Source organism: Ruegeria sp. AA3, from assembly GCF_056542905.1.
The window spans coordinates 51,193-63,161 of the sequence record NZ_JBQGAQ010000002.1 but is presented as its reverse complement, the minus strand read 5'-3'; the positions used below and the strand labels follow the sequence as shown (position 1 = coordinate 63,161).

General features: G+C 53.8%; 11 protein-coding genes and 1 pseudogene. 8 read left to right on the top strand and 4 right to left on the bottom strand.

The genetic code is table 11. The annotated features are described in order from the left end of the window. The first annotated feature begins 47 nt into the window (after positions 1-47). From xylF to ACR0JR_RS04795, 5 genes are all read left to right on the top strand, one after another. Positions 48-1,067, top strand: a complete 1,020-nt coding sequence (xylF, locus tag ACR0JR_RS04815; RefSeq protein WP_480455245.1) for a D-xylose ABC transporter substrate-binding protein — start codon at positions 48-50, stop codon at positions 1,065-1,067. Positions 1,068-1,130: 63 nt separating this feature from the next. Then, positions 1,131-2,429 (top strand): sugar ABC transporter permease, encoded by a 1,299-nt coding sequence (locus tag ACR0JR_RS04810; RefSeq protein WP_480455243.1) that lies wholly within the window; start codon positions 1,131-1,133, stop codon positions 2,427-2,429. Continuing rightward, positions 2,429-3,232 (top strand): ATP-binding cassette domain-containing protein, encoded by an 804-nt coding sequence (locus ACR0JR_RS04805; RefSeq protein ID WP_480455242.1) that lies wholly within the window; start codon positions 2,429-2,431, stop codon positions 3,230-3,232. The genes ACR0JR_RS04810 and ACR0JR_RS04805 overlap by 1 nt, the downstream gene beginning before the upstream one ends. 9 nt (positions 3,233-3,241) lie before the next feature. After that, positions 3,242-4,549: a xylose isomerase gene (gene xylA / locus ACR0JR_RS04800; protein WP_480455241.1), complete on the top strand. Its 1,308-nt coding sequence runs from the start codon at positions 3,242-3,244 to the stop codon at positions 4,547-4,549. 448 nt (positions 4,550-4,997) lie between these two features. Next, positions 4,998-5,255 carry a hypothetical protein gene (locus ACR0JR_RS04795; protein WP_480455240.1) on the top strand — a complete coding sequence of 86 codons (258 nt, stop codon included), beginning with the start codon at positions 4,998-5,000 and terminating at the stop codon, positions 5,253-5,255. Between the two features lie 371 nt (positions 5,256-5,626). Here ACR0JR_RS04795 and ACR0JR_RS04790 read toward each other — a convergent pair whose 3' ends face one another. Further along, entirely contained in the window at positions 5,627-6,376 is a 750-nt protein-coding gene (locus tag ACR0JR_RS04790) for a hypothetical protein (RefSeq protein ID WP_480455239.1), read from the bottom strand. Positions 6,377-6,462: 86 nt separating this feature from the next. Between ACR0JR_RS04790 and ACR0JR_RS04785 the strand changes: the two genes are divergently transcribed. Together ACR0JR_RS04785 and ACR0JR_RS04780 are read left to right on the top strand one after the other, a co-directional pair. Continuing rightward, positions 6,463-7,008 carry a MarR family winged helix-turn-helix transcriptional regulator gene (locus ACR0JR_RS04785; RefSeq protein ID WP_480455238.1) on the top strand — a complete coding sequence of 182 codons (546 nt, stop codon included), beginning with the start codon at positions 6,463-6,465 and terminating at the stop codon, positions 7,006-7,008. Next, positions 7,005-7,703 (top strand): MOSC domain-containing protein, encoded by a 699-nt coding sequence (locus ACR0JR_RS04780; protein WP_480455237.1) that lies wholly within the window; start codon positions 7,005-7,007, stop codon positions 7,701-7,703. Before ACR0JR_RS04785 ends, ACR0JR_RS04780 begins: the two co-directional genes overlap by 4 nt. A gap of 787 nt (positions 7,704-8,490) precedes the next feature. Here ACR0JR_RS04780 and ACR0JR_RS04775 read toward each other — a convergent pair. The 3 genes and pseudogenes from ACR0JR_RS04775 to ACR0JR_RS04765 form a co-directional block, all read right to left on the bottom strand. Then, positions 8,491-8,696 (bottom strand): annotated as a pseudogene (locus ACR0JR_RS04775) (transposase); the annotation flags it as partial. Positions 8,697-8,838: 142 nt separating this feature from the next. Next, on the bottom strand, positions 8,839-9,750 hold the full coding sequence (locus ACR0JR_RS04770) for an amidohydrolase family protein (protein WP_480455236.1): 912 nt from the start codon (positions 9,748-9,750) through the stop codon (positions 8,839-8,841). Continuing rightward, positions 9,747-10,748, bottom strand: a complete 1,002-nt coding sequence (locus ACR0JR_RS04765; protein ID WP_480455235.1) for a nuclear transport factor 2 family protein — start codon at positions 10,746-10,748, stop codon at positions 9,747-9,749. The genes ACR0JR_RS04770 and ACR0JR_RS04765 overlap by 4 nt, the downstream gene beginning before the upstream one ends. A 147-nt stretch (positions 10,749-10,895) precedes the next feature. Here ACR0JR_RS04765 and ACR0JR_RS04760 point away from each other — a divergent pair, with 147 nt between their 5' ends. Beyond that, positions 10,896-11,945 (top strand): ABC transporter ATP-binding protein, encoded by a 1,050-nt coding sequence (locus ACR0JR_RS04760; RefSeq protein WP_480455234.1) that lies wholly within the window; start codon positions 10,896-10,898, stop codon positions 11,943-11,945. The last annotated feature ends 24 nt before the right edge of the window (positions 11,946-11,969 follow it).

Here is an 11,969-nt window from a genome sequence, read left to right as displayed (position 1 = left end):
GAGAGCCGCGAATCGAAATGCGATGGCTCGGCAAATGGGAGGAAATCATGAAAAGAATTCTCAGCTTTTCGGCTGTGGCCACTTTGTTGGCTTCGACCGCATTCGCAGAGCCAGTGGTCGGCGTAAGCTGGTCGAACTTTCAGGAAGAACGTTGGAAAACGGATGAGGCGGCCATAAAATCGGCACTTGAAGCTGGCGGTGCCGAGTACATTTCGGCAGACGCGCAATCGTCTTCCGCAAAGCAGCTTTCGGACATTGAAAGCCTGATCGCCCAGGGCGTGGACGCGCTGATCATTCTGGCGCAGGACGCGCAGGCAATCGGTCCGGCTGTTCAGGCTGCGGCGGACGAAGGTATTCCGGTCATTGCTTATGATCGCCTGATTGAGGACGACCGCGCGTTCTATCTGACCTTCGACAACGTAGAAGTCGGCAGAATGCAGGCCCGGGCTGTTTTTGAAGCCATGCCCAAGGGTAACTACGTGATGATCAAGGGCTCTCCTACTGATCCGAACGCAGATTTCCTGCGCGGTGGTCAGCAAGAGATCATCGGAGCAGCCGTCGACAGCGGTGATATCGTAATCGTTGGCGAAGCCTATACGGATGGTTGGCTGCCCGCGAACGCGCAGCGAAACATGGAACAAATCCTAACTGCAAATGAAAACAACGTGGATGCAGTCGTCGCGTCGAATGACGGTACTGCAGGCGGTGTTGTTGCTGCGCTGACCGCACAGGGCATGGAAGGCATTCCGGTTTCCGGTCAGGACGGCGACCACGCAGCATTGAACCGTGTCGCACTGGGTACGCAGACGGTTTCGGTTTGGAAGGATGCTCGCGAACTCGGAATGGCCGCTGGCGAAATCGCTGTCGCATTGAGCGGTGGTACAAGCCCTGCTGATGTCGAAGGCGCAGTTAGCTGGACATCACCGGGTGGGACCGAGATGAACTCGGTTTTCCTGGCGCCTGTTCCAATAACTAAGGACAACTTGTCCGTGGTTGTTGATGCCGGATGGATCCCGCTGGAAGATCTTTGTCAAGGCGTTGAAAACGGACCTGCCCCTTGTAACTAAACCACTCAGCCCTGGGCCTCTTAGTCTGGGCCTGGGGCAAATGCTGAATATGAAAGATCGGAAATGACCGAAACTTCGTCTCAGCCGATACCTGAAAAAGCGAAACCCAGCCTGTTCCAGCAACTGGAACTGGACATGCGACTTTTGGGAATGATCGGCGCGTTTGTCATCCTGTGTATCGGGTTCAACATCTTCACGGACGGACGGTTCTTGACGCCTCGGAACCTGTTCAATCTCTCCATCCAGACGGTTTCAGTGGCCATTATGGCGTGCGGAATGGTGTTCATTATCGTCACTCGCCACATCGACTTGTCGGTAGGAGCGCTGCTGGCAACAACCTCAGCCGTAATGGCAATCACGCAAACCGAGCTTTTGCCGCAAATACTTGGGATGGGATTGAACAATCCTGCAACTTGGGCGATCACCATTGTAGCCGGGCTGTTTGTCGGCACGCTGATTGGTGCGTTTCATGGCTGGATGGTTGGCTACCTGACGATACCGGCCTTCATTGTCACGCTTGGTGGATTTCTGGTTTGGCGAAACGTGGCGTGGTATTTGACCAGCGGCCAGACGATTGGTCCTCTGGATAGTACATTCCTGATGTTTGGCGGGACCAACGGTACGTTGGGAACGACGACAAGCTGGCTGTTTGGGCTTTTCGCTACTGCGGTTGCCATCTGGGCTTTGTGGAGTGGCCGACGCGCAAAAGCGGCACATGGCTTCCCTGTGAAACCTGTTTGGGCCGAGGCCACTCTGGCCGGGATAATCGCAATTGCCATCCTTGGGTACGTTTACATCGTAAACAGTTACGCCATTCCGACGCGCCGGCTGCAACGCATGTTCGAAGCGCGCGGAGAGACAATGCCAGAGGGGCTGGTCGTCGGATACGGCATACCGATTTCTGTACTAATCCTAATCATCGTGGCCGTCACGCTGACAATTGTGGCGCGGAAAACCAAGTTCGGCCGATACATCTTTGCTACTGGCGGCAACCCGGATGCGGCAGAGCTTTCGGGCATCAACACTCGGCTGCTGACTGTGAAGATTTTTGCTCTGATGGGATTCCTGTGCGCCGTATCCGCCGTGGTCGCCTCGGCCCGTCTGGCAAACCATTCGAACGACATTGGTACGCTCGACGAACTACGGGTTATTGCCGCTGCAGTGATCGGAGGAACCGCATTGTCTGGTGGCATCGGCACCATATACGGCGCGATCCTTGGCGCATTGATCATGCAGGCGCTGCAATCGGGCATGGCAATGGTTGGCGTAGACGCACCGTTTCAGAACATAGTCGTCGGCAGCGTCCTCGTGTTGGCCGTCTATATCGATATCGTTTACCGTAAGCGACTGGGGGCCAAGTGATGCAAGCTCAGGATACTCAGAAAAGACTTTCCGGCACTGGGCGCGGTTTAGGCGCACCGCCATTGGTCGAGATGCGCGACATCTCGATTTCATTCGGTGGGATCAAAGCCGTCGACCATGTTTCAGTCGATCTCTATCCGGGTGAAGTCGTCGGTTTGCTAGGCCATAACGGGGCCGGAAAGTCCACGTTGATAAAGGTATTGTCCGGCGCCTATCAGATGGACCACGGCGAGATTCTGATTGATGGCAAGTCGGTCGAGATTGACAATCCCCGTGATGCGCGGGCGAATAACATCGAAACGATCTATCAGACGCTCGCATTGGCCGACAATTTGGACGCGACTTCGAACCTTTTCCTGGGGCGCGAGATGACGACGCCGTTCGGGTTGGTCAACGACGCAGCCATGGAGGCCGAATGCCGAAAGATAATGGCGCAGCTCAATCCGAACTTTCAGAAGTTCAATGATCCGGTCTCGGCCTTGTCGGGAGGGCAAAGGCAATCAGTGGCGATCGCTCGGGCTGTCTACTTCAACGCGCGTATTCTGATCATGGACGAGCCGACAGCGGCACTTGGGCCACATGAAACGCAGATGGTGGCGGATCTGATTCACCAACTGAAGGCACAAGGCATCGGGATATTTCTGATCGACCACGATGTGCATGCCGTTATGGAGCTGTGTGACCGCGCCTCGGTCATGAAGAACGGGAAACTGGTCGGGGCGGTCGATATCGCAGACGTCACTGATGACGATCTTTTGTCGATGATCATTCTCGGCAAACAGCCAGCACAAAAAGCAGAGTAGGGGGCAGAAATGCCAAGTGGATTTTTTGAAGGGATCGAAAAGATCCGGTTTGAAGGCGCGGACAGCGACAACCCGCTGGCATTCCACCATTATGATCCGGACGAGATTGTCATGGGAATGCGCATGGAGGACCATCTGCGGTTTGCTGTGGCCTGGTGGCATTCATTCGCGTGGGAGGGCGGAGACCCCTTTGGTGGACCTACGTTCGAACGCCCATGGTATCCTCAGGACGATATGGGCCGGGCCCGCCAGAAGGCAGATATTGCATTCGAATTGTTTGAGCTTTTGGGGCAGCCATTCTTTTGCTGGCACGACGCTGATATCCGGCCCGAACAGGGAAACTTTGCCGATAACCTGCGCACATTGGAAGAAATCACTGATTATATCGGTGAAAAGATGCAAGTTTCTGGCACCAAACTGCTTTGGGGTACGGCCAATATGTTCAGTCATCGTCGCTGGATGTCTGGCGCCAGTACCAATCCTGATCCCGACGTTTTTGCGTTCGCTGCAGCGACAGTGAAATCCTGCATGGATGCAACTCACAAACTAGGTGGTGAAAACTATGTTCTGTGGGGTGGTCGTGAGGGCTACGAAACCCTTCTGAACACGGACCTGAAAACTGAATTGGACCACATGGGCCGTTTTCTGAACATGGTCGTAGAGTACAAACATAAGATCGGGTTCAAAGGCACTATTCTTGTGGAGCCGAAACCTCAGGAGCCTTCCAAGCACCAATACGACTATGATGCAGCTACTTGCATCGGTTTTCTTCGGAAGTACGGGTTGGAGAATGAAGTGAAGCTGAATCTCGAGCAGGGCCACGCGATCCTTGCCGGGCATAGCTTTGAGCATGAAATTGCGGTTGCGGCTGCTGAGGGGATGCTGGGTTCGATTGATATGAACCGCAACGATTACCAATCTGGATGGGATACAGACCAGTTCCCGAACAACACACCGGAAGTTGCCCTAGCTTACTATTACATCTTGAAAGCTGGTGGTTTTACCACCGGCGGCACAAATTTCGACGCCAAAATTCGCCGACAATCGATTGACGCTGTCGATCTGGTGGCGGCTCATATCGGCGGAATGGACATATGCGCACGCGGTTTGAAGGCAGCGGCTGCTATGATTGCGGATGGGGGTTTGGAAAGCGCGCTTTCGCAACGGTATTCCGGTTGGAAGTCTCCCAAAGCGAAGTCCCTGTTAAGCAGTAGCCTGGATGAAATTTCCGCTCTTGTTTTAAATGACGGAATAAACCCAGAGCCGCAATCTGGACGCCAGGAAATATTAGAGAATTATGTGAGCAGATTTGTCTAACTGCCAAACTTGGGTGTTTTACACTGTTGTCAATAGTCACGCCAAGCCGCCCTTGGTGCTGAGGACACTAAGGGAGGTTTTGTTCATAACCCGTCCATAAAGACAAAACCTTTCCTTGATCTGGTCAAACGGCCGCAATTCTTTTTGGGTCACAAATGCTTGACGTTTAGGTCAGAAATGAATGACGTGCTTGACCAATTTAATGAGTTTTTGGCCGTCGATTGAGTCAAATATCGGTAACCTTCCACACGGTGGTTGCAGTAGCGCGCCATTCAAGACTCTGTCCGGTGATGACCGCAGTGCGGGACAAAGCCGACAACGCCGGTTTGTGTGCGAACGTCTGCTATTCATCCCAATACAAATAAGCCCACACCCTTGACCAAGCGCCCTAGCACATTTAGGTAAAATTGATCTGCCCGCCGGGACGACCCGGCCAGGAACGGCGCTTATGGTTATCGTTCTGGCTAACACTGATGACGATGTTGAAGATCCCTCTGTTCAGTGGACCGGCGATCACACAGAAATCGTTGCCGCACGCTTCACTGCGAGTGATGCGATAACCGAGGTCGAAGGTCGGTGTGACGAGATCAACTTTGACCCGCTGATCTTGAGTGAAGGCTTTGCGCCATCCAATGATCCCATGTTGCAAGCGCGATCGTTGATCTACGCTCATGGAGTGGGAAAGCGGTTGTCTGAAAAAGAATAGCTTTGGATCCGTTAAACCGGCGGATCAACGAATTTCCTGTGATGCTCTGCGCTGCCGGAAATACGAATTCTCAATGAGCAATATGCATGGGCAATAAAGCCATCTTGAAAAAGGGCTTGCCCGGCCTGCTCGATAACTGACTAAGGAGCACGTCATGTCACAGGCAGTGAAACTGATCGACGCTTTGAATGGAACGTTTGGCCGCCACAACGGCTATCGCGCGTCACACGCAAACCCGTCCTTTTAGGTTATCTAGGGTTAGAGGCGTGTCTGTGTTGAACCATTCCGTGACGTCTAACTCTGGTGCTTGCATTTTCTTCGTCCTCAGTAGCAGGCAGCCGCCTTGGGATCGGCGGCTGCTCAGTCGAATGTTAGTGAATCTTGCCCGGTAGGCTCAGATCGCCGGATGCGACGTCGAAGACATCTGTTACGCACAGCAAGGGTACATGGATATTCGCGTTAACCCTCAAGGCGGATGTGACTCCGTCATAAGCGACACCATCCAATTCAACGTCGCTGGCGAAGCCTGCGTTCACCACAATTTCGGGCCCGTCGAACAGCGGTGTAAACCCTGGGCTGTCCAGAAAGATCGGAAACCCTGGCCATGTCGCAGGTAGCTTGGGTGTGGAACCTTCGGGGATATCACGTACGGCAAGCGCGTCGGGTCCGCACGCTTCGGTCGGGGTCAACACAACCCAGTGGCTGTGCCATTCGATGCCGTCATTGGTCGGGTCTCCGTCGCCGTTTTCGTCAAAAAGCGGTGTGTCATCAAAATCCGGATGACTGGTTGCGGCCATTGCAAGGATACCTGTGCCGCCTTCGAACCCAACGGCCGAAGGGTCCAAAGACGTAGGCCAGACATATGACCAGACGTCTGATCCACCGACCACTCCGGTTGCCACCGGAACCGAGGCGCCAGCCGATCCATTCGTTGTCATGTGAAAAGTGACGGTGTTTCCATTGCGGTGCGCGTGCGCGGCCAGAATGTCAAAGTCCGCGACTTTGCTGGCGTCTGTCGAAGATATGATGGCGTCACCTTGATGGATGGCATGGTTCCCATCAGCAAGTGCAGTGTTGCTGATGAACAAGGCCAGAGTGGAAGTGAGTATTGAGAGTTTCATGGTTGCCTCCAAATATAAGATAGCGAGTCGCTACTATAGAGAGAAATATATTGCAACTATAATTTCGAGTCGCTACTAAAAGTGTTATGAACACAGATCACCGCATACGCACACTGATCAACCGTCTGGCACGGATTGATGCTTCCGAAGGATGGACGGGGGATTTGAACCCAACTCAGAGGATGGCGCTCGAGTACCTCGCTGAGGCGAACAAGTTCTCGCGCTCGCCGTCGCATGTTGCAGAATACATCGGAACAACCCGTGGAACGATGTCACAGACGCTCAAAGCTTTGGCGCGCAAAGGCTATGTAGAAGAGCATCGCAAGGAACATGATCAGCGGTCGATTTCCTACGAACTCACCGCGGAAGGGAGCGAGATCGCGCGGCAGCCAAACCCTGTTGCTCAGGCGATTGGGTATATGCCCTTAGAAAACCAAGCCTTGCTTGAGCAGGGGTTGATGCAAAGCCTCAGTCTGGCTTTAGCCGCAAATGGAGGTCGATCATTCGGCCAATGTAAATCCTGCTCTCACCATGATGCCACGACGGAAAACGGTTTTTGTAAATTGTTGAGTGTTGCATTGGAGCCCGGCGAAAAAGACAAGATTTGCATTGAGCACGAGGAAGCTAAATGAACCGTCCAGAACTGTCGGCAATCATCGACGGCCTCTTCTTTGGAGCCATCAGAGATCGCTGGGAAGGAAAGCCGCCATCTGCCATTCAGAAAGACCGGGTGGACGGGCGGCAAGCCATTACCTCGCTTGGATTTTCCGGGGACGCTCAGGCGGACCTGACCGTGCATGGCGGCAAAGACAAAGCCATCCATCATTATGATTTTGGTCACTATTCGGCTTGGCAAGCAGAGGACCTAATGGCACCGGGCACGATGCCCGCGGCGTTTGGCGAGAACATTTCTACCACGGGACTGAATGAGGAAAACCTCTGCATCGGTGACATCCTGTTACTCGGGACGGCGGTAGTTCAAATTAGCCAGGGGCGGCAGCCGTGCTGGAAACTTGGGCTACATACGGGGCGCAAGGAAATGCCTTACCAGTTCCAGAAGACGGGCCGGACCGGATGGTATTACCGCGTGCTCCAACCTGGCGAAGTTGGCGCCGGTGATCGGATCACCTTGGCTGAAAGGCCAAATCCCAATTGGTCTGTATTGGCTGTTACACGCGCACGGCTGACTCGTCGCATCCTGCCGGAAGATGCCGAGGTTTTGTCTCAGATGGAAGAACTTGCTGAAGGTTGGCGACAAGCTTTTAGCCGAATGGCTGATGGCAATGCCAAGGAGGATACATCGGCAAGGCTTGGAGACACCGGCTAAGACACCTAACGCGGCGTTCAGTCGTGACGTAGTTTCCTCGAACTTAGCAAACTTCTCAACTCCTTGATGTTCAAATCCGCGTTTGTCAGTCGCTGGGTGGAGCAGGCAAGAAATGAGACATCAACTTCAGCATCGATGAAATGCCATTAATCGCCTTGGGCCAGAAATGCTTGACGTTTGGGTCAAAATTGAATGACGTGATTCACTCATTTGCTTAGGTTTTAGCTGTCGGTTGAGGCAATTTTCAGCCACGTTCCACAGTGCTCGTATAATGCGACACATAGTTCTGCCACCAGCGACAGAACCCTGCCATTTTCGCCTCACTTCCTTCATCTAGCACCTAGACATTTCATTGAACCTGACTTCCTTTTAGGAAAATCAGGGCTGATTTGCAGATCAGACGCCGAAGGGGCCTGTTCCTGCTGATCTGCCACGTGGCGAACACGGATGGGGGTGAGGCAATGCTATTCGATAATGGTGGTGCGGCCTGCGGGCGGAGCCGAGGACACGGTGTTGTCTAATAGGGTTACCCGAGGGGGAAGGCAGCGTCTTACCCCTGACGGCCAGAGGCGTTTGGCTTGTCCAAATCCCGCGGCCCAAAAACAAGTGCGGTGGTGCTAGCCGCGCCGGTACTTATTGCGCCAGAACGCGTTGTTATTCGAATGAATCGGGCGGGAAGCGGTCCTTCGCTGCGAGCGTGAGATTGAATTGACGTTATCGCTGAAAGCGGACATTCATCGTCAATATTGCTCCTGCTAAGTCGCTAGCGTCAGGACACGTTCTTGTTTCATAGCCAGAACATGACGGTCTCGGTGAGCGCGATGGCTGAGAGGAATACCTTTGGGCTCCTGTCGTATCGGGTTGCGACACGCCGCCCGTCCTTGAGTCTACTGACATGATCTCGATCTCGTTGCGGCGTTTGTATCGGCGCTTCTCGTATTTGACGGTGGTTCTGCGCTGCTTTTGACCTGGGATACAGGCGCATATCCCTTTTGCGACACATCACCTTGGATATTGTGTGCCGTTAAAAGAACTCATGACCAGACATTCGACCTTGAATTATGGTGAGCCATCGGCTTGCTTTATCGATGCGGGACAATGGTCCAATTTTTTGCAACTAAACCCTCGGTCTGCACTAGCGATTCAAATTTGAATCTGCCTTCCTAGGAACCTCAAGGTCATAAAATCTTATAGCAGTTTCGCTGAATACCGCCGAATGCGATTCAGCGGGAACCAGATCGCGATAAACCTCCGCCAAAGTGGCATAGTCGCCATAGAGTTTATCTACTGGAAAATTTGAACCAAACATGACCCTCTTAGGCCCAAATTGTTCAAGGCATTCATCCACGATCGGTCGAATGCTATCTGGGGTCCAGTTGTGATCGAACATTCCCAAACCCGAGAGTTTACACGAAACATTAGGCAGATTGGACAGCGCGCGCAGATTTTGAGCCCATTCCTTCAAGCCCGCGGGGCTGCGGTCATGCGGCGATCCGGCGTGGCATAGTGCAACACGAATATCCGGCGCCAGCGCCAGCACGCGGGCGGTCTTTTTCATGAGTTCGGGAACGAGTTGCAGATCAAAACTGAGATTGCATTTTCCGGCTTCTTTTAAACCGATCAGGAATTGTGGATCGTCCAGTAGTGCATTGGTGCCTGTCTGTGCGTCCTCTCCGGGTGCGCGGCCAACGATCTGGCGCACGCCACGCACGGTCGGAAGGGTCTGAAACGTGTCGAGCTGGGCGGATAGTTCGGTTGAAGTCAGATCACAATACACAACCTGCGCCATCGGCCAGTCTGGATTGGCATCGGCGACAGATTGAACCCATCTGGCTTCGTCCAGGCCGTTTTCTGCTCCCACCTGAATATGGATGGACGCGCCGATGCCGCAGGACGCGGCTTCGGACCGGAACTCGCGCAGCAGGTAATTCCGTTGAATCGGCGTTGGGTCGCCGAAGAACCTTTCCACCCCGCGTGCCATCAGCCAAGGGTAGTGTACTGCCTCGAGGTCCCAAAGGTGGTGATGTGCGTCGATCCAATGAGTCATGTTCGCGTCACCTCTGCCATTCGGGCCAGAATATCGACACCTTGTTGTTTCCAAAAGTGGAGGAGGTCAATGAAGATCCAGTTTTCAGCCAGTTTGTCCCCGGAACGCCGGTAGATATCGATCACCCTGAATTCGCCGGTCTTGCCGGTGGCGGGCATGCCCATGAAACCTCCCGTGGGACGCGCGGTGAAGTTCGGCCACCCAAAGAAACCACCATAGTGACCTTCGGCCATGCGGCAGATGTGTTTGGTTTTTGAGCGATCCGCAAACGAGGACCGGAACGGCCCGGCATGTTGTTTTGCATAGCGTTCAATTGTGTAAGTCGCCCCGATGCCCGATGGCCCCCACCAGATCATATCCTCACACCAGGTGCGGCGCAGTTCGTCCACAAGGCTCAAACCGCTGTCCCAGCGACCGAGATCGGAAATCATTGTGTTAATGGCCGCTAAGGTTTTCTCGCCTTCTACGGCGGGCTGTGGGCCGAACATTAACCCATCATGAGTCATCGGTCCGGGCTGAACCAGCTGCGCGGCCGTCTGAGGAGGGAAGGGTTGTAACCCCGCCTGCATCATCAGGTGCGGGATATCAAAATACATCGCGGTCTCGGTGATTTTGCCGTTCTCGATCTTGTTGAACTCGCAATATCGCAGGAAGACCATCTTGTGTGTCGGGGGAATGCCCAGCCAGTTTTTGTCGAACAAACCCATCAAATGACCCATCGATACAACCCAGACCGAGCTATGCCCGTCGATCTCATTCGCGCCTGCCATGAACACATCCATCCGGCGCTGCAAACCTGTTAGGCTCGACCACAGAGGGAGCCAGAATTTTTGGACTACATCATCGATTCCGGTCAGTTCGTTGAAGGGATGGAATCCTCGCCATAAAAGCCCTTTCTCGCAATAGTTCGAGAGTGTTTCTGCGATGGCCGAGTCCTTGGATCGACTCAGCGCGTCGTAGAAGCCGAGGACAACCTTCTTCTCGGATTCATAAGACATATTGTTAACTTTCAGTGTGTTAGGAGATAGTGCGCATCGGCTTCCGACACGCTTGCATTCGCATGCAAAAAAAACTTGCCATAAGCTTTACTGAATGTCTATGCTTCTGCATGCGTATGCACAATTTTGCGCACCAGGGAGGGTGGAATGGCCGAAATTCAACTTCGGAACGTCGGTAAGCGATGGGGCTCATTTGTCGGCGTAGACAATTTTGACCTCACTATCGCCGACAAGGAGTTTCTGGTGCTCCTTGGTCCATCAGGATGCGGCAAGACCACGACCATGCGCATGATCGCGGGCCTGGAAGACGCAAGTGAGGGTGACATTCTGATCGATGGCGCGCGTGTCAACGACATGGAGCCCAAGGACCGGGACGTCGCAATGGTGTTCCAGTCCTACGCCCTGTATCCGAACATGAACGTTTACGAGAATATACGGTTCCCACTGAAGGTTCGCGGCATCGACCCCGCAACACATGACGAAAAAGTGCGTCGTGCGTCGGCGATGGTCGAACTGGATGACTTCTTGCATCGTAAACCGGCAGAGCTGTCGGGTGGGCAGCGTCAGCGGGTCGCGCTGGCGCGTGCCATTGTTCGTGAACCCAACGTGTTTTTGATGGACGAGCCACTGTCCAACCTTGATGCAAAACTGCGCGTTTCTACCCGCGCCCAGATCAAGAACCTTAGCCACGAACTGGCGGTGACAACCATTTACGTGACCCATGACCAAATCGAGGCGATGACGTTGGCCGATCGCGTGGTGATCATGAAACAGGGTGTGGTGCAGCAGGTTGGTTCTCCGACCGACATTTACGATGAGCCTGCAAACACATTTGTGGCGAGTTTTATTGGCAACCCGGCGATGAACCTTGTTGATGGCGATGTCAAAGGTGGTGTGTTCCGCGCTCAAAACACTGAGGTGCAGGGGCTGAACGCACCGGACGGTCCCATCACGCTGGGATTTCGCGCCGAGGACGCCAATGTTGTGGAAAGCGGTGGCGAGATCAACGCGCCGATCTACACGCAAGAGCTATTGGGCGACAGCACGATGGTCTCGGTTCGGATTGGCGGAGCACTTGTCTCAGTTAAGGCCGACAAAACCTATCGGGCCGAGATCGATGATCAGGTTTCGATCCATATCCACACCGATCACTGCCACTTGTTTGATGCGCAAACAGGCGCACGCTTGAATGGCTAAACGTTAAAATCCGTACCCGTCACA

Bases quoted from the DNA above. Each gene is read 5' to 3' on its own strand.
- xylA (WP_480455241.1), top strand. From the start codon at position 3,242: ATGCCAAGTGGATTTTTTGAAGGGATCGAAAAGATCCGGTTTGAAGGC.
- ACR0JR_RS04795 (WP_480455240.1), top strand. From the start codon at position 4,998: ATGGTTATCGTTCTGGCTAACACTGATGACGATGTTGAAGATCCCTCT.
- ACR0JR_RS04765 (WP_480455235.1), bottom strand. From the start codon at position 10,748: ATGTCTTATGAATCCGAGAAGAAGGTTGTCCTCGGCTTCTACGACGCG.
- ACR0JR_RS04785 (WP_480455238.1), top strand. From the start codon at position 6,463: ATGAACACAGATCACCGCATACGCACACTGATCAACCGTCTGGCACGG.
- ACR0JR_RS04810 (WP_480455243.1), top strand. From the start codon at position 1,131: ATGACCGAAACTTCGTCTCAGCCGATACCTGAAAAAGCGAAACCCAGC.
- xylF (WP_480455245.1), top strand. From the start codon at position 48: ATGAAAAGAATTCTCAGCTTTTCGGCTGTGGCCACTTTGTTGGCTTCG.
- ACR0JR_RS04760 (WP_480455234.1), top strand. From the start codon at position 10,896: ATGGCCGAAATTCAACTTCGGAACGTCGGTAAGCGATGGGGCTCATTT.
- ACR0JR_RS04805 (WP_480455242.1), top strand. From the start codon at position 2,429: ATGCAAGCTCAGGATACTCAGAAAAGACTTTCCGGCACTGGGCGCGGT.
- ACR0JR_RS04790 (WP_480455239.1), bottom strand. From the start codon at position 6,376: ATGAAACTCTCAATACTCACTTCCACTCTGGCCTTGTTCATCAGCAAC.
- ACR0JR_RS04770 (WP_480455236.1), bottom strand. From the start codon at position 9,750: ATGACTCATTGGATCGACGCACATCACCACCTTTGGGACCTCGAGGCA.
- ACR0JR_RS04780 (WP_480455237.1), top strand. From the start codon at position 7,005: ATGAACCGTCCAGAACTGTCGGCAATCATCGACGGCCTCTTCTTTGGA.